22 protein-coding genes are annotated in these 20,031 nt (G+C 71.4%); 8 read left to right on the forward strand and 14 right to left on the reverse strand.

From position 1 onward, the window contains the following. Positions 1-54: 54 nt before the first annotated feature. The 3 genes from ACWEBX_RS03565 to ACWEBX_RS03575 all read left to right on the forward strand — a co-directional run bounded on the left by ACWEBX_RS03565 (position 55) and on the right by ACWEBX_RS03575 (position 3,135). Entirely contained in the window at positions 55-750 is a 696-nt protein-coding gene (locus ACWEBX_RS03565) for a DUF2293 domain-containing protein (RefSeq protein WP_451883243.1), read from the forward strand. A 220-nt stretch (positions 751-970) separates the two neighbouring features. Beyond that, positions 971-1,450 carry an anthrone oxygenase family protein gene (locus ACWEBX_RS03570; protein WP_451883244.1) on the forward strand — a complete coding sequence of 160 codons (480 nt, stop codon included), beginning with the start codon at positions 971-973 and terminating at the stop codon, positions 1,448-1,450. Between the two features lie 191 nt (positions 1,451-1,641). Continuing rightward, positions 1,642-3,135 carry a glutamate synthase subunit beta gene (locus tag ACWEBX_RS03575; RefSeq protein WP_451883245.1) on the forward strand — a complete coding sequence of 498 codons (1,494 nt, stop codon included), beginning with the start codon at positions 1,642-1,644 and terminating at the stop codon, positions 3,133-3,135. A 107-nt stretch (positions 3,136-3,242) separates the two neighbouring features. Here ACWEBX_RS03575 and ACWEBX_RS03580 read toward each other — a convergent pair whose 3' ends face one another. Beyond that, entirely contained in the window at positions 3,243-3,521 is a 279-nt protein-coding gene (locus ACWEBX_RS03580; protein WP_355765303.1) for a DUF397 domain-containing protein, read from the reverse strand. Next, positions 3,522-4,382: a helix-turn-helix domain-containing protein gene (locus ACWEBX_RS03585; protein WP_451883246.1), complete on the reverse strand. Its 861-nt coding sequence runs from the start codon at positions 4,380-4,382 to the stop codon at positions 3,522-3,524. A gap of 188 nt (positions 4,383-4,570) precedes the next feature. On the opposite strand from ACWEBX_RS03585, the gene ACWEBX_RS03590 reads away from it, so the two are divergent. Together ACWEBX_RS03590 and ACWEBX_RS03595 are read left to right on the forward strand one after the other, a co-directional pair. Continuing rightward, positions 4,571-5,302 (forward strand): ATP-binding protein, encoded by a 732-nt coding sequence (locus ACWEBX_RS03590; protein ID WP_451883247.1) that lies wholly within the window; start codon positions 4,571-4,573, stop codon positions 5,300-5,302. Further along, positions 5,299-5,745: a hypothetical protein gene (locus ACWEBX_RS03595; protein ID WP_451883248.1), complete on the forward strand. Its 447-nt coding sequence runs from the start codon at positions 5,299-5,301 to the stop codon at positions 5,743-5,745. Before ACWEBX_RS03590 ends, ACWEBX_RS03595 begins: the two co-directional genes overlap by 4 nt. Before the next feature lie 60 nt (positions 5,746-5,805). Here ACWEBX_RS03595 and ACWEBX_RS03600 read toward each other — a convergent pair whose 3' ends face one another. The 3 genes from ACWEBX_RS03600 to ACWEBX_RS03610 form a co-directional block, all read right to left on the reverse strand. Then, positions 5,806-5,979, reverse strand: a complete 174-nt coding sequence (locus tag ACWEBX_RS03600) for a hypothetical protein (protein WP_451883249.1) — start codon at positions 5,977-5,979, stop codon at positions 5,806-5,808. Between the two features lie 133 nt (positions 5,980-6,112). Next, on the reverse strand, positions 6,113-7,999 hold the full coding sequence (locus ACWEBX_RS03605; protein ID WP_451883250.1) for an FUSC family protein: 1,887 nt from the start codon (positions 7,997-7,999) through the stop codon (positions 6,113-6,115). Positions 8,000-8,591: 592 nt separating this feature from the next. Then, positions 8,592-9,329, reverse strand: coding sequence for a DUF7873 family protein (locus tag ACWEBX_RS03610; RefSeq protein ID WP_355983751.1), 738 nt, complete (start codon positions 9,327-9,329; stop codon positions 8,592-8,594). A 244-nt stretch (positions 9,330-9,573) separates the two neighbouring features. Between ACWEBX_RS03610 and ACWEBX_RS03615 the strand changes: the two genes are divergently transcribed. After that, the gene (locus ACWEBX_RS03615) at positions 9,574-10,011 is read left to right on the forward strand and encodes a RidA family protein (protein ID WP_451883251.1); all 438 of its coding nucleotides are present in this window, start codon (positions 9,574-9,576) and stop codon (positions 10,009-10,011) included. Between the two features lie 32 nt (positions 10,012-10,043). Here ACWEBX_RS03615 and ACWEBX_RS03620 read toward each other — a convergent pair whose 3' ends face one another. The 3 genes from ACWEBX_RS03620 to ACWEBX_RS03630 all read right to left on the reverse strand — a co-directional run bounded on the left by ACWEBX_RS03620 (position 10,044) and on the right by ACWEBX_RS03630 (position 13,875). Continuing rightward, positions 10,044-10,898 (reverse strand): uracil-DNA glycosylase, encoded by an 855-nt coding sequence (locus ACWEBX_RS03620; RefSeq protein WP_451883252.1) that lies wholly within the window; start codon positions 10,896-10,898, stop codon positions 10,044-10,046. A gap of 66 nt (positions 10,899-10,964) precedes the next feature. Next, the gene (locus tag ACWEBX_RS03625; protein WP_451883253.1) at positions 10,965-12,497 is read right to left on the reverse strand and encodes a YfcC family protein; all 1,533 of its coding nucleotides are present in this window, start codon (positions 12,495-12,497) and stop codon (positions 10,965-10,967) included. Between the two features lie 19 nt (positions 12,498-12,516). Continuing rightward, positions 12,517-13,875 carry a M20/M25/M40 family metallo-hydrolase gene (locus ACWEBX_RS03630; RefSeq protein ID WP_451883254.1) on the reverse strand — a complete coding sequence of 453 codons (1,359 nt, stop codon included), beginning with the start codon at positions 13,873-13,875 and terminating at the stop codon, positions 12,517-12,519. A 134-nt stretch (positions 13,876-14,009) separates the two neighbouring features. Between ACWEBX_RS03630 and ACWEBX_RS03635 the strand changes: the two genes are divergently transcribed. Next, positions 14,010-14,900 (forward strand): RNA-binding S4 domain-containing protein, encoded by an 891-nt coding sequence (locus ACWEBX_RS03635; RefSeq protein WP_451883255.1) that lies wholly within the window; start codon positions 14,010-14,012, stop codon positions 14,898-14,900. Between the two features lie 146 nt (positions 14,901-15,046). Here ACWEBX_RS03635 and ACWEBX_RS03640 read toward each other — a convergent pair whose 3' ends face one another. From ACWEBX_RS03640 to ACWEBX_RS03650, 3 genes are all read right to left on the reverse strand, one after another. Then, positions 15,047-15,496 carry a DoxX family protein gene (locus ACWEBX_RS03640; RefSeq protein WP_451883256.1) on the reverse strand — a complete coding sequence of 150 codons (450 nt, stop codon included), beginning with the start codon at positions 15,494-15,496 and terminating at the stop codon, positions 15,047-15,049. Positions 15,497-15,622: 126 nt separating this feature from the next. After that, a complete protein-coding gene (locus ACWEBX_RS03645; RefSeq protein ID WP_451883257.1) occupies positions 15,623-16,300 on the reverse strand; it encodes a class I SAM-dependent methyltransferase in 678 nt (225 codons plus the stop codon). 117 nt (positions 16,301-16,417) lie between these two features. Further along, positions 16,418-17,404, reverse strand: a complete 987-nt coding sequence (locus tag ACWEBX_RS03650; protein ID WP_451883258.1) for an acyltransferase domain-containing protein — start codon at positions 17,402-17,404, stop codon at positions 16,418-16,420. Positions 17,405-17,496: 92 nt separating this feature from the next. Between ACWEBX_RS03650 and ACWEBX_RS03655 the strand changes: the two genes are divergently transcribed. Further along, on the forward strand, positions 17,497-17,808 hold the full coding sequence (locus ACWEBX_RS03655; protein ID WP_451883259.1) for a DUF6343 family protein: 312 nt from the start codon (positions 17,497-17,499) through the stop codon (positions 17,806-17,808). Positions 17,809-17,868: 60 nt separating this feature from the next. Here the strand turns inward: ACWEBX_RS03655 and ACWEBX_RS03660 are convergent, their stop codons facing one another. The 3 genes from ACWEBX_RS03660 to ACWEBX_RS03670 form a co-directional block, all read right to left on the reverse strand. After that, positions 17,869-18,249 carry a tetratricopeptide repeat protein gene (locus tag ACWEBX_RS03660; RefSeq protein WP_451883260.1) on the reverse strand — a complete coding sequence of 127 codons (381 nt, stop codon included), beginning with the start codon at positions 18,247-18,249 and terminating at the stop codon, positions 17,869-17,871. A 50-nt stretch (positions 18,250-18,299) separates the two neighbouring features. Beyond that, positions 18,300-18,908, reverse strand: coding sequence for a dephospho-CoA kinase (gene coaE, locus ACWEBX_RS03665; RefSeq protein WP_451883261.1), 609 nt, complete (start codon positions 18,906-18,908; stop codon positions 18,300-18,302). A 78-nt stretch (positions 18,909-18,986) separates the two neighbouring features. Next, on the reverse strand, positions 18,987-19,925 hold the full coding sequence (locus ACWEBX_RS03670; protein ID WP_451883262.1) for a PAC2 family protein: 939 nt from the start codon (positions 19,923-19,925) through the stop codon (positions 18,987-18,989). Positions 19,926-20,031 lie beyond the last annotated feature (106 nt).

Here is a 20,031-nt window from a genome sequence, read left to right on the forward strand (position 1 = left end):
GGGGGCATCGCCCGACGACGTAGATGCGGCGCCGGTCCGGGGAAGGAACCGCGTATGGCACCGATCGCTGATCCCCCGCGCCGGAACGGACTTCTCGTCGTCCAGCCGCTCAGGAAGCGCCACTGCGTCGAGTGCCGGAGCGGGCCGCTCCCGCTGCTGGTGCTGGAGGAGGGGGCACCTCGGTGCCTGGACTGCGCGGATCTCGGACACCTGGTGTTCCTGCCGCGCGGAGACACCGCGCTGACGCGCAGATCGCGGGAGGGCGGCACGCTGTCGGCCGTGGTGGTGCGGTTCAACCGGCGGCGCGGGCGCTACGAGCGGCAGGGGGTCATGGTCGAGGAGGCGGCGCTCGCCCTGGCCGAGGAGCGGTGCCTGGCGGACGCGGAGGCGCGGCGGCGGCGCCGGGCACGGGACGCACGGCGCCGGGAGGCGGAGGACGTCCGCTTCACGGAGGCGTTCGCTCGGGAGATATCCCGGCTGTTCCCGGCCTGTCCGGCCGACCGGGCACAGGCGATCGCCGCACATGCCTCGGTGCGCGGCAGCGGGCGGGTAGGGCGGAGCTCGGCGGGGCGCGCGCTGTCCGAGGCGGCGGTGACCGCGGCGGTCCGCGCGTCGGTACGGCACACGGAGACTCCCTACGACCAACTGCTGATGAGCGGCGTTTCTCGGTACGAGGCACGCCGCCGGATCGCGGCCACGGTGGACACGAGGCTCTGGGAATGGCGCGACGACATCACCGCGCAGGCGTGAGCCAAGGAACGGCCGGGGGGGGAGCGCGAGGGGCAGTCGACAGGGGTGCGCGGGGCGGTCGGGTCGAGGGTGAGGGGCGGACGGCAGGACGAGGGGAGACGGTCGCGCATGGGGGTGCGCCGCTCAGCCATGGCCATCGGCACCGTGGGGGATTTGGCTTGAGATGGCGGCCGGCACTGTGCAGGATCTTGGGTTCGGCCGGATCGACACGGGAGTGGACATGATCGATGGACCGTATTTGGTGCTGACCCTGCTGGGGGTGCTCGGCTGCGGGCTCGTGGCCGGGGTATTCCTCGGCTTCTCGACCTTCGTGATGAGGGCCCTCGCCCAGTTGCCGCCGGCGCAGGGGGTCGCCGCGATGAACGCGATCAACGTCGCCGCGGTCCGCCCCCCGTTCATGCTCGCGTTCGTCGGGTCGGCGGTGCTGTGCTCGGTGCTGGCGGTGGTCACGTTCGTGCTGCTGCCGGACGAGGGGACGGTGGAGTTGCTGCTCGGCAGCGCGCTGTATCTGTTCGGGGCGTTCGGGGTGACCATCGCGACGAACGTCCCGCGCAATGACGCCCTGCTGAAGCTGGATCCCGGAACGCCGGAGGCCGCCGCCTACTGGCCCATATTCGTGCGCCAGTGGACGACGTGGAATCACGTCCGCACCGCGGCCTCGGCGGCGGCGGCGGTGTCGTACGCGCTCGCCCTCACCTGAGCCGTACGCGCCTTCGCCCTGCCGGTGACCGCCCTGGTCCGGGCACTCGGCCCGCCGCCGTCCGGAGCGGCGACGGGTGCGCGGGAGACGTATCGTGGCGGGAAAGGGTGCTGCCCGGATTCCGTGGCCCCGACCAGGGCCGATGTCCGCGCGGGCCCGCCCCCTCGTACGCGTACATGAGGGAGACGGCCATGGCCGATCCCAAGGGTTTCATGAACACACCCCGCCAGGAGTATCCGCGCCGGCCGATCCGGGAGCGGGTGCGCGACTGGAACGAGGTGTACGTTCCCGGAGGCCTGCTGCCGATCATCGAGAAACAGGCCGACCGCTGCATGGACTGCGGCATTCCCTTCTGCCATGACGCGTGTCCCCTGGGCAATCTGATCCCCGAGTGGAACGACCTCGTCTCGCGGGACGACTGGCGGGCGGCGAGCGACCGGCTGCACGCCACCAACAACTTCCCCGAGTTCACCGGGCGGTTGTGCCCCGCCCCGTGCGAGGCGGGCTGCGTGCTGGCGATCAACCAGCCGGCGGTCACCATCAAGAACGTCGAGGTCGCCATCGCCGACCGTGCCTGGGAGGACGGGTTCACACCGCCGCGTCCGCCGGACCGCCTTTCGGGCCGGACGATCGCGATCGTCGGGTCGGGGCCCACCGGGCTCGCCGCGGCACAGCAGTTGACCCGGGCCGGTCATACGGTGGCCGTGTTCGAACGGGCGGACCGGATCGGCGGTCTGCTGCGGTACGGAATCCCCGCGTTCAAGATGGAGAAGCGGCAGCTCGACCGCCGACTGACGCAGATGCGCGCGGAGGGAACCAAGTTCCGTACGTCGACGGCGATCGGCAGCGACATCGGGGCGGCCGAGGTCAAGGCCCGCTACGACGCCGTGATCCTGGCGCTCGGCGCCACCGCCTGGCGCGAACTGGACGTTCCTGGAAGGCAGTTGTCCGGCATCCATCAGGCGATGGAGTACCTTCCGCTGGCCGACCGGGTGTGCGAGGGGGATCTGGAGGTCTCCCCGTTGTCGGCAGCGGGCAGGCACGTGGTGATCGTCGGTGGTGGTGACACCGGTGCCGACTGTCTGGGGACGGCGGTGCGCGAGGGCGCCGCTTCCGTGACGCAGCTCGACATCTACGCGCAGGCGGAGGCCGAGCGCGACGAGGACGCCGAGCCGTGGCCGACGTATCCGAAGATCTACCGGCTCTCCGCCGCGCACGAGGAGGCCGGGGCGCTGGGCACGGCGCCCGCGGCGGACGCGGACGCCCGGCTCTTCGCCGCGTCCACGCTCCGGTTCGAGGGGGACGCGGACGGCCGGGTGCGCTCACTGCGTCTCGTCGAGGTCGACGAGCGGCGCCGCCCGGTCCCCGGCTCCGGGCGGACCCTGCCCGCCGACCTCGTCCTCCTCGCCCTCGGCTTCTCCGGCCCGGACCTGCACGACGGACTGATCGACCAACTGGGACTGGAAGTCGAGCCGCGGGGCACGCTCGCCCGTGGCGCCGACTTCGGCACGAACGTTCCCGGGGTGTACGCCGCCGGGGACGCGGCGCGCGGGCAGTCCCTGGTCGTGTGGGCGATCGCCGAGGGCCGGGCGGTCGCCGCGGCGGTGGACCGGGCGCTCAGCGGGGCGGCCCGCTCGCGTCTGCCGGCGCCGATCGGGCCGTACGACCGCCCCATGACCGCCTAGCGGTCGGGGCCTGTCCGGTCATGATGTTCTCCATAAGTCCGCGCCGCGGTAAGTGATCAACTCAGAACCAAATTCAGGGAAGTCGTGGAAAAGAACAAGCAAATCGTTCAGGAGAGAAGGAAGTCCGCCTCTCCGGCTTTCGCGCCTTCGATGAAAGCGGTCATCTCGCCGGGCGTGTAGATGAGGGCGGGACCGTCCGGGTCCGCCGACTGACGTACGGCGATACGGCCGTCGGCGAGTTTCATCGCCTCCAGGCAGTTGCCGCCGTTGCCTCCGCTCCACGGTTTGTGCCAGCCCTCGCTGCCCAGTTCACGGGCGGGCATTCCGTTGTAGATGCGCACGTCGCCTATCCGCGGGTTGATGCGTTCCGGCGTGATGCGTTCCATTCACAGCTCCTTGCGGAGATCCCGGAGGATCTCCTTCGTGCGATGTGCCGTGGCGGCTTGGGCCGCCATGCGGTCCATGACCTCCAGGTGGGTCGCCACCTCGGAACGCGCGTCCAGGTAGACGGCGCCGGTCAGGTACTCGCTGTAGACCATGTCCGGGAGTTCCGGCATGGCAAATCGGAACAGCACGAAGGGCCCGTACGTGCCGGGGTGCGGACCCGAGGCGAACGGGATCACCTGCAACGTCACATGGGGCAGCTTCGTGGCCTGAAGCAACTTGTCGATCTGCGCGCGCATCACCTCGGGGCCGCCGATGGTGCGGCGCAGCACCGTCTCGTCCATCACCACCCAGATCCGGGGCGCGTCCTCGCGCGTGAGCAGATCCTGGCGCTGCATGCGCAGCGCCACATGGCGCTCGATGTCCTCGGGCCTGGTCTGCCCGATGGCTCCGGCCTTCAGGACGCCGCGCGCGTAGTCCTCGGTCTGCAACAGGCCGGGGACGAAGTGCGGTTCGTACGAACGCAGCAGGGAGGCGGCGCCTTCCAGGCTGACGTACATGGAGAACCAGTCGGGCAGGATGTCGTGGAACCGCTGCCACCAGCCGGGCTTGTTGGCGTCCTCCGCGAGCTGGACGAAGGCTTCGGCCTCCTGGTCGCCGACCCCGTACGACTTCAACAGGAGCTGGAGGTACGGGATTTTGAGGGAGACCTCGGCCATCTCCATCCGGCGGACCGTCGCGGGGGCGACACGCAGGATCCGCGCGGCCTCCTCGCGCTTGAGACCCGCGCGTTCCCGCAGGTCCAAAAGGCGCCGTCCGAGAACGACCTGGCCGACCGTCGGCGCGGACCGCGGTTCGCTCACGCCCCACCTCCCCTGAGTCCGGGCAGCCCGTTCGGCGCCGTCCGGGTTCTTCCTCGTCCACCTCGACGATCCCAACTGGCGCCGCTCGGCTAGCTGTTGCCAGCAGTGTGCCACGCGCCCCCACAGCGTCACACGGCACTCTGCATTTTTCAGAGTGAGTCTTGCCAAGTGTTCGCGGCGACGCGATAGTGGCAAGCGTGATTCCGTCCGCGCCGTTAGGAACAGACGCCGTCGAAGACCGGTTCGGTCTCCGAGCCGCCATGGGGCACCACCCCGGCGCGGCCGCCGAGCGCCGGTTCCGCTTCGAGTTGGCCGCACACCCGGGCTCCGTGGCTCAGGCGAGACGCCTGACCCGGTCCCGCCTGTCCGGCTGGGCGGTGAGCGAGGACGCCTGTGACACGGCGACGCTCGTGGTGTCGGAACTGGTCACCAACGCGATCGTCCATGCCGCCGGGCAACGCGTCGTCTGCGAACTGCAGGACGCCGGCGACGTGGTGCGCATAGCCGTGTGCGACGAGGGGTGCGCTCCTGGCGAGCCGCACCCCTCCCCGCAACGGCCCGACGAGGAGCACGGGAGGGGATTGCTTCTCGTCGCGGCAGTGTCCAGGGCCTGGGGGGCCCAGGACACCGGGCCCGGTCTGCTGGTGTGGGCGGAGATCGCACGCCCGGCAGACCGGGCCGAAAACCCCTGGCGCGAACCGGGCTCGCCCGAGGCGGACACCGGTCCGCGGGCGGACCTCGGCTGGAGCGCGAAGAAGCCCCCGAACGACGGTCGGGGCACGGGGGCGGAGGGATCCTGGGGGGCGGGAATCGTGGGGAACCCCCGGCTCTCCTCCGCCCCGAGCGGCAGCCGGGACCGGGATCCGGAACGGAAGCAAGACCGGGATCAAGATCGGGATCGGGATCGGGAGAGCCGGTGAGCCGTACGTCTGCGGCGGGGCCCGCGGCGCGGGTCCTGAGCCTGGACACGCTGGTCCGCGTGCACCGCGGCCGGCGGCAGTCCGGGCCGCCGAGGCGTCTCCCCGTCCCCGAGGGCATGACCGTGCCGCTGGGCTGCGACGCGGTGTCGGTGCCCGCCGACTTCGGACCGCTGCTGCTGGCGCGACTGCCTCGCGTGGGCTGCGTCTACGCCGACGGGGCGCACTGGTGGTGGATCGTTCCTTCCGACTCCGATGTCGCCCTGGAGTGGCCGGCACCCGCCCACTACGTCACGGGGGCGGTCCTGCCGGACGCACCTCGGATTCCCGGGCTCATCCACAAACCGGATGGCACGCTTCCGTATACCCCGCCGATCCCCCTCTACCTGGCCCTGTGCCAGGTCACGCGCACGACCCCCGCCTGGTCCCGCCCGATCAGCGCGTGAGCCTCGTTCCGCGACCGGAGTTCCCCGCCCCTGTTCGAGAGCGGCTGGTCCCGCCCGCGTTCACTCGACGCCGTCGCGACCGCCCACGACGACCAGGAACGCGTCGGAGGCGAGATCCATGACGACCTCCGCTGCCTGGCCCTCCTGACGGCGCGCCTGCGCGAACTCCTCCGCGGGCCACGACCCGCGTGGTCCTCCGGCGGGGAAACGCTCCAGAACCCTTCGCCCGTTCACGCTCAACCTCCATGTCGTGCCGCTGTGGAGAGTTAAACGCCTGCAATGGGGTGAACGGCTCTGGCAGTGACGGTACTGAGACGAAGTCGACACCGGGCGGCAGAACGGCCGCACGGGACCCCGAAGTTCCGATTCAGCAGACGGCGGACACGCGCAGTCCCGCGCGCTCGCGCCGCTCGGCCAGTTCGCCGAGGAGTTCGGCGATCCGCTCGGTGTGCCGGGGGGTGAGCCGGCCGGTGTCGTCGAGTTGCACCGCGCACGCCGTGGTCGTGTCGACGAGCCGTTCCAGAGTGGCCGCGACCGCGGCGGTGCCCTCGGAGTGCCGTGCCAGGGCGGGGAGTTCGGCCGCGGCGAGATCGATCGCGACACGGGCCTCGGCGAGCGCGCGATAGGCCTCCCGGCGCAGGACCCAGCGGCCCGTACGGTCGCGGGCCGTGCCGTCGCTCAGCACATGGGCGAGATACACGTCCGCCGCCTCACCGGCCCGGGTGAGCCTCGCCCGCACGGTCCCGCCACGCTGGCCGAGGGTCGGCACATGCCCGACGAGCAGCACGATCCCGCAGGCCAGCAACGTCTCCACGATCCGGTTCCAGGAAGCCTGCGGCTCACCGCCGACCATCACGAGAGCGAGGACGAGGACCGTCACGACGGCGGTCTGCGCGGCGAAGTGCCGGGTGGCGACGGGGATGAGGGCACCGCTGACCGCGACCAGGGCGACGAACCCCTCCGGCCGCGGCAGCACGAGGGCGAGCCCCGCGAAGGCGACCGCGCCGAGGACGGTTCCCGCCGCACGGCACAGCACGCGCGAGGCGAGCGGTCCGAGATCGGGCTTGACGAGGAAGACGGCGGTCGCGGGGAGCCAGTACCAGTGCGGATGGTTGCCGTACCAGCGTGCGTGGTGCAGGGCCTGGGCCACGGCGACGCTCGCGCCGAAGCAGAGGGCGACCCTGATGCCGTACTCCCGTCCGGCGGCACCGAGCGCGGTGCGCACGAGCGAGGCAGTGGTGCGCCGTCTGTTGTGCAGCGCGTTCCCGGAGCCCCGGTCGAAGGTCTCGGCGGCGTGCAGCAGGGCGTCGTGCAGGGCGCGCAGCGCGGGAACGACGGGTGTGCTCCCCAGGGGGCCGGACCGGGTGCCGGAGACGGCGGGCGCCGGCAGCGGCCCGGTGGGCGCGCCGGTGCGGACGGCGGCCGCGAGCCGCCGGGGGCCTTCCGCGGCCCGTGCGGGCACGGCCTCACCGGCCCAGGCGAGCGCGGTCGCGGCCTCGGCGAGCGGCAGGGCGGCCGCGTACTGCGCGTGCAGGCGCCGCTCGGCCGCGGAACTGGCGTACCGCCGGAGCCGGGGCCCGTCGAGCGCGTCCTGCGCGTGGTCGAGGGCCGCGGTCAGCGCGACGCGCCGCCGGGGCGCGTCGGGCCCGCCCACGGCGAGCACCAGCCGGGCGATGGCGTCGTACACACCGCCGACCGCGTCCCGCTCCCCGTCGAAGCGGTAGTCGCCGGTGTTCACCGCGGTCGTCGGCAGCGCCAGCCTGAGCGCTAGCAGCCATCCGGCCCCGCCGAGGAAGAACAGCGCGCGCACCCACCCCGGTTCGGGCAACGGCATCCCGGCCCCGATCGCCGAGGCGACCAGGAACTGGGTCCCGGCCCCCGAGGCCACGGGCCCTACGGCGCTGACGGCACCGGCGAGCAGTCCGAGCCCGGTGAGGACGAGGGTGAGGGCCACGGCGCCGGCGTGCTGTCCGGCGTACGAACCGATGATCAGGCCGGCGGCACCGGCGAGGGCCGGTACCCCGAGCCGTTCGACGGCGACCCGCCGGCTGCCGGGGCGGTCGTTGATCCCCGTCAGCATGGCGCCGAGCGCGGCGATCACTCCGAGGGAGGTACGGCCGCACAGCACGGCCGCGAGCAGCAGCGGCCCGGAGGCCATCGCGCCTCGCACGACCGCGTTCCAGGGCACCGGTCCGCGCTGGGCGCGCAGGGCATGGGCGAGCCAGGGAGGTACGGCGAGGGGGGCGAGGCGCACGGGGCTCCTGTCGGGCGAGGGCGGGTGCCTTCGGGCGACGTCGGCCGGGCTCGTGTCGTACTCAGGGTAGTGCGCGTCGGCGGCGGATGACGAACGCGCGGATGTCAACGGTGTGACATCTCACGGGAGCCGGATGCGGAGGGCTGCGGGGCTGCGGGAAGTGGGAGGAGGAGCGGGTCCGAGGGCGTAGCCGGCCCCCGGACCCTGAGATGCCACCATGTCGCACGCCGGCACACTTGAGAACCCAGGTCAGTCGTTATGTCGCCGCGTCCTGCCTTTGGACCACCACGCATCGAGCTGCGCGGACTGGACTTGAACCAGCATCTCGGCGTACTGGGGCCTGGGCCCGGTCGATCCGGCGATCGGCGGCGAATACTGAGTCTGGAGCAATAGTCTGAGATTGATCACGGTCTGCCTCTGCCGAGTTGGGCTACCGCGGCGCGTGGACACTCCGTGGTCCGGAGTGCCGTTTGGTGCCGCGGGGAGGACTCGAACCTCCACTGGAACCGTGCATTCACGACAAGCTTCAGGTTCAGCTTGCGCTCCTCGCGCACCCCGGCCGTCCTGCGTGGTGGCCGGGGAGTTTCACAGGCTACCCCTGTGCGAACAGGTAGCCGAAGACAGCGTCCCCGACGCGCTCGTCGACGACGTCCACGCCGTTGGCCTCCTCGCGGGCGAACTTCACCGCCTGCTGCAACTTCTCGACCCGGTCGAGGAGTTCGTTCACGCGCCGCGCGGGCAGGGCCCCGGAGAACTTGACGGTCGTCCAGTAGCCGACGGGGATGTCCTCGTAGTACACCTCGACCTGGGCCGGGTGCTTCTCGGTGGCCTCGGCCTTGACGTGGTTCCGGGGGACCTTCTTCGTACGAAGGGTCCGCACCGGCTCGGTCTTCCAGGCGTCGGTGGAGGGATCCCGCACCCAGGACTCGGAGGCGTCGAGGACGGGCAACTTCCGTACGAAGGTGTTGAGATCGGTGAGCTGCTTCTCCAGGAAGAGCAGATAGGAAACCGGCACCTGGGCGACGAGCACACGCCCGTCCACCTTCACATCGGCCCGCGCCGTGCAGTTGGCCCAGTCCTTGGTGGCGGTCACGTCGAACAGCCGCGTCAGGGTCGCCGCGGTGTCCCGCAGCACGTCCTCGGCCTGCACCTGGACCCGGGTCGACTCGGGCGGGAGCTGCTCGCCCTCCTCGTCCTTCGGCTGGTACGTCCGCGAGATACCGGCGAGCAACGCGGGCTTCTGCAGGCCATGATGAGCGGCCGTCAGGTCCTGATGGGACTTGGACTTGATGCCCTTCTCCACTGCGATGATCTGATTGAGTTTCGCCACGTCGGTGACCGTAGCAGTGACGGCGCGAAACGTTCGAAACATTTTTCGCCCGGGACGGGCAGCAGGCACAGCGCCCCGTCCCGACCCCGCGTCCCAACCCCCGTCCGACACGCCCAGCCAGCCCGGCACTTCCGGCACGCCCGGTACGTCGTCGGCGGTAATGAGGGTGCGCGGGCCCGCGTCGACCCGCATCATCGGCAGGTTGTCCGTCACCCGTCGGCGGACCCCGTCCACAGGGAGCCCCATGGTCCAGCGCGTCACCGTTCCCAGCCTCTTCACGCCGCCCGTCTACGCGCACGCGTCCGTCGTCGAGGCGGGGACGAGACTGACCTTCCTCGCCGGGTCCGTACCGCTCGACGCCGACGGGAAGCTGGTCGGCGCGGGTGATCCCGTACGCCAGGCCGAGCAGGTGCTGTCCAACCTCGACGAGCAACTGCGTGCCGTGGGAAGCGACATGGCCCATGTCGTGTCGACCGACGTGTACGTCGTCAGTGGTGAGCCCGCGGTGCTGTCCGCGGTCTGGAACGTCGTCGAGGCCTCGGGGCTGAGCATCGGCCCGCACTCCTCGACCCTCCTGGGAGTGGCCTGTCTCGGGTACACCGGACAGCTCGTGGAGATCACTGCGACCGCCGTCGTCCCGGAGGCCGAACCGGCGGCCGGGAGCGGGTCCGAGCGCGACTGACAAGCGCCGGGCGCCTGACACGCGCGGGGCGCCTACGGGGAGCGCGTCGTCAGCCCCGCGGACTCCGCCGCCGCGGCCAGGACCTGCCGCAGCATCTCCGGGGTGAGCCGCCCGGTGAAGGTGTTCCGCTGGCTGACGTGGAAGCACCCGAAGATCTCCACGGAAGCGGGACCGGGAGCCGGGCCGGACGCGGACCCGGAAACGGCGGGACCGGAGGCGGACTCGGAGGCGGCCGCCGAGGCGGGCTCGATGCCGGTCCCCGGTTCGTCCGGTTCCGGCCGCCGTACGAGCGTCACCCGCGCTCCGTGCGCGAATGCCGGACGCGGCCGGGGCACCGTCCACCCCGCCTCCGCGAAGGCCGGCAGGGCGGCCTGCCAGCCGAAGGCCCCGAGGACGACCACCGTGCGCAGCGTGGGCCGCAGCAGGCCCAGCTCCCTGACGAGCCAGGGCCGGCAGGTGTCCCGTTCCTCGGGCGTGGGCTTGTTGGCGGGTGGCGCGCAGTGCACCGGAGAGGTGACGCGGACCCCGTACAGCTCCAGTCCGTCGTCCACGCTCACCGAGGTGCCCCGCGAGGCGAGCCCGACGTCGTACAGCGCCGCGTACAGCACGTCGCCCGACCGGTCCCCGGTGAACATCCGGCCTGTCCGGTTGCCGCCGTGCGCGGCGGGGGCGAGCCCGACGAGGAGGAGGGACGCGTCGGCCAGCCCGAACCCGGGCACCGGACGCCCCCAGTACGACTGGTCGGTGAAAGCAGCACGCTTGGTGGCGGCCACCTCCTCGCGCCACGCGACGAGCCGCGGGCAGGCCCGGCAGCCGGCGATCCGCTCGTCGAGCACGGTGAGATCGGCGGAGCGGGCCGCGCCTTCCGCCGGAGCGCTGCTGTGCACATCACCACCGTACGACCGGCCCGAGCGCGCGGGCCGCACTCCCACGCTGCGCGCTTCCCGCCGGCATCACGTCATCTCCGCCCCCAGCGCCAGGAACCCGCAGATCAGCAGGAAGAGAATCGCGAGAAGGGGCCAGATGAAGCGGAGGTACTTGTCGTAGCCGACCTTGGCGAGGGCGACGCCTCCGATGGTGACGGCGGTGGTGGGGACCCAGAGGTTCATCCAGCCGCTGGCGGACTGCCAGGCGGTCACGACGACGGCACGGGACACGCCCGCGAAGTCGGCGAGCGGGGCGAGGATCGGCATGGCGAGGGTCGCGTGGCCCGAGGTGGAGGGGATGAGGAAGGCCAGCGGCAGGTTCACGATGAAGACGATGATCGCGAAGAGGCTGGAGGAGGTGCCCTCCACGACGCCCTCGATGGAGTGCAGGACCGTGTCGGTGATCTTCGAGTTGTTCATGATCACGGTGACTCCGCGGGCCAGCACGATCACCAGCGCGGGCGAGATGAAGTCCGCGGCGCCCTGGACGATCGTCGCGCTCAGCTTCTGCTCGCCCATCCGCGCCACCACCCCGACGAGCACCGCCGCGCACAGGAACAGCGCCGCGAGCTCGGGGAAGGACCAGCCGAGCTCGAACCCGTACGGCCGCGCGTCCGCCTCGCCGGTGAGCGCGCTCGACCACGGCACGACGGAGAAGATCATGAAGGCGAAGACCAGCCCCGTGGTGACGAGCACCGCCTTGTGCAGGCCGGTCAGCTCGGGAACCTCGCCGGCCGCGTCCTGGGCGTGCTCGCGGTCCCCCGGCAGGAACCCGGTGATCGAACGGTCGGGGCTCCGCTGCACCCGGCGCGCGTAGCGGATGACGTACCCGATCGTGACCGCCGTCAGCACGACCCACATCACGAACCGCAGCACGATGCCGTCGCCGAGCGAGATGCCCGCGGCGGAGGAGGCCACGCCCGTGGCGAACGGGTTCACCGTCGAGCACAGCACCCCGATGCCGGCGCCGAGGATGATCGTGCCGACCGCCACCATCCGGTCGTAGCCGAGCGCCAGCATCAACGGCACGATCAGCCCGTAGAACCCGAGTGTCTCCTCGGCGAAGCCCTCCACCGTGCCGAGCACCGAGAACACCAGCATGATGCCCGCGATGAGCAACGCGCCGCGGGTTCTCAGCCGGTGAGCGAGCAGGCCGATACCCCGGTCGAGCGCGCCCGTCGCGAACACCACCGTGATGAACGCCCCGATGGCGAGCACGAAGAGGAACACGCCCGCGCTGCCGTACAGTTCGCCGGCGAAGTCCGGCCCCACCTGCGCGGTCTTCTCGTCCAGGATCCCGTAGAGGCCGTTGACGGGCGAGAGGAAGAGGTCGTTGAGGCGGTCGATGAAGCTCTGGCCGGAGTCGACGCGGTGATACGTGCCCTGGATCGGCCTGCCCTCGGGCGTGCGGTCGTACTGCCCCGCCGGGATCAGGAACGCCAGGGCCCACACGGCGATCGTGACGATCGCGAGGACGGTCAGCGCACTCGGGAACGTGAACCGGCGCTGATGCGGCGGCTCCTCGGTGCCGGGCGCCTCGGTGCCGGTCGGGGTGGTCACCGGACCGTCCCGTCCGCGCTCACGTGTCCTCCCCCGCTCCCGCGCGGAAGCCGGCCGCGTACTCCCGTACGAAGGCGCACATCGCCACCACCGTGTTGCGCAGCTCCGAGAAGAGGACGCGCTCGTTGGGGGCGTGCAGGTTGCACATGCTGTCCTGTGCCCCGAAGAGCAGCACCTCGGCGCCGGGTGCGGCGCGTGCGAGGCCGTTGACCAGCGGAATCGAACCACCGGTCGCGATGTACGACGCCTCCTCGCCCCATGCCTCGCGCAGCGCGGTGAGCGCGGCGCGATAGGCGGGGCCGCCGGTCGAGGCCCGGTAGCCGGGGCCCGTGTCGCCCGGTGTGACGGTGAGCGGGACGCCGAGGGGCCGCAGCGACCGCAGATGATCGACGAGCGCGGCCTGCGCCTCCTTCGCGTCCTGGCGCGGATGGAAGCGGAGGTTGAGCTTGGCACGCGCGTACGGGACGACGGCGGAGGCCGCGTGGTCGACGCTCGGGGCGTCCAGGCCGATCACCGTGATCGCGGGCCCGCTCCAGAGCCGTTCGCCGAGACTCCCGCTGCCGATCAGCGGGACCCCGTCGCGGACACCGGCGAGTTCGCGGAACTCGTCCTCGGTGTACGTCGTTCCGCGCCACTCCTCGCGGCGCAGCCCCGCCACGGCCACATCGCCCTGCACGTCGTGCAGCGTGGACAGGGCGGTCAGCAGAACGATCAGCGCGTCCGGCGCGGCACCGCCGAACTCCCCGCTGTGCCGGGGCTCGTCGAGGGTGCGCGCCTCGACCTGCACCTCGGCCGCGCCACGCAGCGCGGTGGTCAGGGTGGGGGTGCCGGGGCGGAGATTGCCCAGGTCGGCGATGACCATCGCGTCGCACGCGAACCGCTCGGGATCGCTCGGCGGATAGTCGTCGAAGGGGCTGCCGTACTCCTCCTGCCCCTCGAAGACGATCTTCACCCCGACCGGTGGCCTCCCCTCGTACGCCCGGAGCATCCCCAGGTGAGCGATCACGTTGGACTTGTCGTCCGCGATGCCGCGGGCCCGGAGCCCGCCCTCGACGAGTGTCGGTTCGAAGGGCGGCGACAGCCACAGCTTCTCGTCACCGGGGGGCTGCACGTCGTAGTGCGAGTAGAGGAGGACCGTCGGCGCGTCCGGGTGCGGCGGCGGGATCTCCCCGAAGATCACGGGGGCGGTGCCGGGAAGATCGATGCTCTCGACACGCTCCACTCCGGCGTCCCGCAGCAGACCCACGAGGAGGTCGTGGGCTTCTCGAACCGGCTCGGCCGGGAATCCGGGGAACGCGACGGAGGGGATGGCGGCGAGGCGTTCCAGATCGGCGCGGAGGCCGTCCATCAACGCGTCGACCTTCGCTGCTGTCGTCACCCTCGGTCCCCTCTCCTGTTCCCCGGACGGCTTCACCGACAGCCTCCGCCCGCCCCGGGGGCCACGCATCCGGTGTGGTCCGTGCGACGGAAAAGGCATGCGGTGTCCTGGGCGGCGGGCATTAGAGTCGGGTCATGGCTTCTCAGGGTGCTGACGGGGAGATGAAGGACGCGAGGACCGAAGGCGAGCGCGGCCCGGACGACGGGCAGACCGCCAGGTCCGGCTCAGGGTCCGGGTCCCGGACCGCCTCCGGAACCGACTCCGGACCTGACTCTGGGTACGACTCCGGTGCGGGCCCCGAAGCCGATGCGCCGGCTGCCTCCGCGAGCGCTGCCGCCGTCAGGGCCGCCGTCGCCGCAGGGCCCGGCGGGGGCGAGAGTGTGCGGGTCGACGCCTGGATCTGGTCCGTCCGTCTCGTCAAGACCCGCTCGGTCGGTGCGACAGCCTGCAAGGGTGGCCATGTCCGGGTCAACGGGGACCGCGTCAAGCCGGCGTACTCCGTCCGCGTCGGCGACGAGGTACGCGTGTGGCACGAGGGCCGCGAACGGGTCGTCGTCGTGAAGCGTGTGATCCGCAAGCGGGTCGGCGCACCCGTGGCGGCCGAATGCTATGTCGACAACAGCCCGCCGCCTCCGCCGCGCGAGGCCGTGGCTCCGGCGGGTGTCCGGGACCGGGGCGCGGGACGCCCGACCAAGCGGGACCGCCGCGACATGGAGCGCCTGCGGGGCATGCAGACGGGATCGTCCGGCCCCGTCCGGACCTCGGGCCCCTCCACGGGACCGGCCGGCGCGACCGGGTCCAAGAGCACGACCAGGTCCTCGGGCAAGGGCACGACCGGGTCCTCGGGCGCGGACGGGGGCAAGGACACGACCAGGTCCTCGGGCACGAACAGAGGCAAGGGCACCTCCGGGTCCTCGGGCGCGGACGGGGGCATGGACACGACCAGGTCCTCGGGCACGAACAGAGGCAAGGGCACCTCCGGGTCCTCGGGCACGAACGGGGCCAAGGGCGCCTCCGGCCGCTGAGCCCCTCCCCGTACCTGTTGCCTTTCCCTCTCTCCCCCTCCCCGCCCCGCCCCCCTCGCCGTGATTCCCGGCCCGCCCCGGCCGTACGTATCTATGTATCGAGGGCTCCCCCGGTACCGGAGGAGCCCTGCGTCCTTGCTGTGCCGTCACGCCTCGCGTCCCACCCGTCGCCGCACCAGGCGGAGCAGTTCGGTCGTGTGGCCGCGCCTGGCCCAGGCGATCAGGCCGAGCGGGAGCATCAGGATGAGCGGGGTCGCCACGTACGGGCCGTGGACGACGGTGACGTTGACGATGAACGCACCGACCATCAGCGCGCTGAGCGCCACCGCGGCCACCGAGTCCAGCAGCGGGATCAACAGGGCGAGACCTCCGGCGAGTTCGAGCGCGCCGATGATGTACATGCCGCCGTGGCCCCAGCCCAGCTTGTCGAACGCCTCCGTCGCCGAGGGGTGGGCGATCAGCTTGGGAAGGGCGCTCGCGAACGCGTAGAAGAGGCCGAGGACGATCTGCAGGGCGGCCAGGGAGATCCGCGCCGCACGGGAGCGGGGGGTGACGGCGGCACGGGTGGCGGTGAGGGGGAAGGCGGTCTCGGACACGATGGTCTCCTGTGGGAAGCGGTCGTTGCTTTCACAGAGACAGACCTGGGGACTACCGAGAACTCATCGGCGCCGGAAGGAATTTGTTGCGCACGGCCCCCGTCGCTCAAGCCCGGCGACCGTCGCTCACCCCTTCACGGCCCTCACCCACATTCCGTCGTCCGTCAGATAGCGGTCGACCTTGAGCCCCGACTCCGCCAGCGCCTCCTCGAAGGCGTCCTTCGTCAAAGGGCGGGACAGGAACGCCTGGGTCCACGTGGCGTCCGGGAACGTGTACTCCGCGCGCACCGAGTCCACCCCGTCGCCGACGGGTTCGGCGGACACGATGCGCACGACGAATCCTGAAGGATCGATGCGCTCGCGGGGCACCTCGGTGTGGTAGTTCTCGCCCTCGCGCTGGATCAACACGCAACCGTCGTCGGCGACATGGCGGGCGCAGGTGTCCAGGAGCGCCCGCCGCACCCGGACGTCCCCGGCATGCACCAGGAACGACGCCAGCAGCACGACATCGAACGTCTCACCGAGGTCGAGGTCCTCGATGCTGCTGCGTATCCGCCGCGCCCCTCGGACGTGTTCCAGCATCTCGGCGGACTCGTCCACCGCCGTGACGTCGAAGCCGAGCTCCAGGAGCGGATGGGTCATCCGGCCGACCCCGCTGCCCAGTTCCAGGATCTGCGCGGCGGCGGGCACGGCCGCGGTGATGATGTCCGGTTCCGCTCCGACGGGCAGACGGGTGTAGAGCTCGACCGCGCAGCCGTCCGGCGTGATCGCACCCGGTCCCGTGCCCTCGTATCCCTGACGCATTTCGATCCTCATACCCGTCCAACGGACGGCTTCCGCAAGCCCGTTCCCTTCCTCGATCACCCATTCGGGTGACATGTTCGAGGGACATGCGTCCGAGTCCGGATGCGGCGGACCGGGCTACAGTGCGAACCAGCCCCGTCCTCCGTACCAGTGCCCGCCCGCGTGCAGGTGGTCGACCACGGCACGCTCGACGCTGTTGCGCCGCGGCAGTTCGCCGAGCGGGAGCTCCGGATCACCGAAGACGAAGCCGATGGGCATCGTGTCGTCCGCGGTCTTGTCCTCGGGAACCAGGTGGAAGCGGTCCTGGAAGCGAATGATGTTGGAGTCGGCCGGCAGATACCGCTTGAGCTGCGGGTCGAGCAGCCAGGAGTCGCAGACGGCGATCGTATGGCGCTCTTCGGGGTAGTGGCGGGCGAAGAACTCCCGCGCCAGATCGAGCGAACGGTCGCACGCGGCCGGGGAGAGCGGGCCGCGGAAGTCGGTGATGTGCAGGCTCAGACAGGGCGCGCCGGGGTCCGGGGCCGGCCCCACGGCCTCGGCGGCCTCGGCCGTGCGCCGCCCCAGCAGGGCCCGCTGGAACTGGAGCCGGCCGAGCTGGAACAGTTCGCCGTGGAAGTGCAGGGCGATCCACCAGGGGAACAGCAGCCCGGGGCCGCCGGCTCTCCTGTGGTGCACGGACACATGACGGCCGAGGTCGGCGAGCGTGCGCCGCGACACGTCCTCGGGCACCCCGCGCTCCCGGTGATGGGCGCGGACGTACGGAAGCGCGGCGATGAAGACGTACAGGTGGAAGCAACGTCCGAGAAGTCCCGTCGTCGCGGGGAAGGCGGGCGGCTCCCAGCTCTTGCCTATGTCTCCCATGTCCCGAACGAAACGGGTGACGCAGCGCGCGAGGAGGGTCATGGCCTCCGGATCGGCGGCCAACCGGGCGCGCAGTGCCACGAGTTCGTTGACGTGTTCGTGGGGCACGGACAGGTCGAGCAGGACGTCGGGCAGCGCGTCCACGTCCGGGAGCACCGCTTCGCGCGGAACGGAACGCTCGCTCTCCAGGTCTCTCAGCCACTCGGCGGTCCTCGTGTCCGCCCGCAGCGCCGTCAGCAGCACCGTCGCCTCCCCCGGCGGCCGTGGTCCGACCGCTCTCCCTTGGTGAACGTGCACCACGAAGAGTACGTTTCCTTGTAGGAGTGGTGATCCTGATGCGTACGGGCAGTGAACCGGTGACAGCGCGCAGTGCTCTGCGGATGCGCTTGTGCCTGAGCGTCTGGGGCCTGATCTGGGCCATTTTCGGGACGGTCGCGTTCATCCTGGTCGGGCGCCCGGGCTGGGCCGCCGCGTGCGCCGTGCTGTGGGTGATCGTCACGGTCGACATGACCATGATCCTTCGGCACATCAGGGAGGGCCCGCACTACCAGCCGGGCCGTGACGTCCCGCCGTACGAGCCCGTGGACGACCGGCGCGGCTACCGGCCGCCGGAGCGCCGCCGACCGTCGAGGCCGTCGCACCCCTGACGCGGCCGCACGACCGCGTCCCCTCGTACAACGCCTCGCGCAGCGCCCCGCAAGCCGGCGCTACAGGTCGAACTGCGCGGCCTGCAGATACTGCGGCTTCGGGTCGAGCGCGGCCGCGAGTCTGAAGTGCCGCTTCGCCTCCTCGGGGCGCCGCTGGCGCTCGTAGGTCCGGGCGAGCGCGAAGTGCGCGAACGCGTTGTCCGGCTCACGCTCCAGGACGATCGTGAACTCCAGCTCGGCGGGCCGCAGTTGCGCGGCGGCGAAGAAGGCACGGGCGCGCAGCAGCCGGGCCGCCGTGTTCTCCGGGTGGGCGGCGATGACAGAGTCGAGCAGCTTCACCGCACCCCGCGGGTCGCGCGCGGCGAGCAGTTGCTCGGCGGCACGGAAGTCGATGACGTGCGTCTCGGGAGTTCGTCCGGTCGATCCGCTGGTCTCGGGCACGGCAGAGTCCTTCCCTCGCTGCAAGGGTTCAACGCCCCTCCGGAGGGGCCCTATTCCTGGGGTGTGCGGGCCCTGTGCGTGAGATCGGCCCAGACGTCCGCCACGCGCCGCTCCAGTGCGTCCAGGGGCACGTCGTTGTCGATGACGATGTCCGCGATCGCCAGACGCTTGTCGCGCGAGGCCTGCGCGGCCATGCGGGCGCGGGCGTCCTCCTCGGTCATGCCGCGCAGGCGGACGAGGCGGTCGAGCTGGGTCTCGGGGAGGGCGTCGACGACGATCACGAGGTCGTACAGCGCGGCCAGGCCGTTCTCCGCGAGCAGGGGCACGTCGTGAACGACGACGGCGTCCTCCGGGGCCGCCTCCTCGAGGTCGCGCGAACGGGCGCCGACCAGGGGGTGCACGATCGCGTTCAGGACGGCAAGCTTCTGCGGGTCGGTGAAGACGATCGAGCCGAGCTTCGGCCGGTCCAAGCTGCCGTCACCGGTGAGGACGTCCTCGCCGAAGGCGTCGACGACCGCCGCCAGCCCGGGAGTTCCGGGCGCCACGACCTCCCGCGCGATCCTGTCCGCGTCGATCAGCACCGCGCCGTGCTCGACGAGCAGCCGTGACACTTCGCTCTTGCCGGCGCCGATCCCACCGGTCAGGCCCACCTTCAGCATGCCTCGCAGCTTAGGCCCTGCCACCGACAACCCCTCCTGCCGGGAGCCCGGAAGGTCCGGGAGCCCGGTGAGGAGGGGTCAGGCCTCGCCTTCGCGTTCCGCCAGGAACCGCTCGAACTCCTGGCCGATCTCGTCCGCCGAGGGGATGTCCACCGGTTCCGCGAGCATGTTGCCGCGGGTGTCGGCGCCGGCGGCGGCGTCGTACTGATGCTCAAGACCCTGGACGAGCGCGACGAGTTCCTCGTCGCCCTCCTGGATCTGGCGGTCGATCTCGGTCTGGGTACGGTGCGCCTCAGTCCGCAGGGCGTGCGCTATCCCGGGAAGCACCAGGCCTGTCGCGGCCGTGATGGACTCCAGGACGGTCAGCGCCGCGTCCGGGTACGAGGAGCGCGCGATGTAGTGGGGCACATGGGCGGCGACACCGAGAACGTCGTGGCCGGCCTCCATGAGTCGGTACTCGATGAGCGATTCGGCGCTCCCGGGCACCTGCGCCTCGTCGAAGGGGCTGCGGTGGCCGGGCACCAGGTCGGTGCGGTTGCCGTGCGGGGTGAGGCCCACCGGGCGGGTGTGCGGGACGCCCATGGGGATGCCGTGGAAGTTCACGCAGAGGCGGACCCCGAGCCGTTCCACGATCTGCTGGACGGCGGCGGCGAAGCGCTCCCACTCGGTGTCCGGCTCGGGGCCCGACAGCAGCAGGAAGGGCGCGCCCGTGGCGTCCTGCACGAGCCGTACCTCGAGGGTCGGTTCCTCGTACTCGGCCCAGCGGTCGCGCTTGAAGGTCAGCAGCGGACGGCGGGCACGGTAGTCCACGAGCCGGTCGTGGTCGAAACGGGCCACGACCTGGTGCGGCAGCGAGTCGAGCACCCGGTCGACGATCTGCTCGCCGGTTTCGCCCGCGTCGATGTATCCGTCGAAGTGGTAGAGCATGACAAGGCCCGCCGACTCCTGGGCGAGCGCCATGTCGACCACGGCCAGGCCCTTCGGCTCCCATGCGTACAAACCCTGCGGATCAAGCACTGTGACCGCTCCTCCTCGTGTTCGTACTGCACAACGTGCCCTGGGGCACGGACATTCCCGCCCCGGGCCGGTACCGCACAGCGAAGTGGGCCCGCACCGAATCGGT

The sequence above is a fragment of the Streptomyces sp. NPDC005070 genome, from assembly GCF_053600395.1.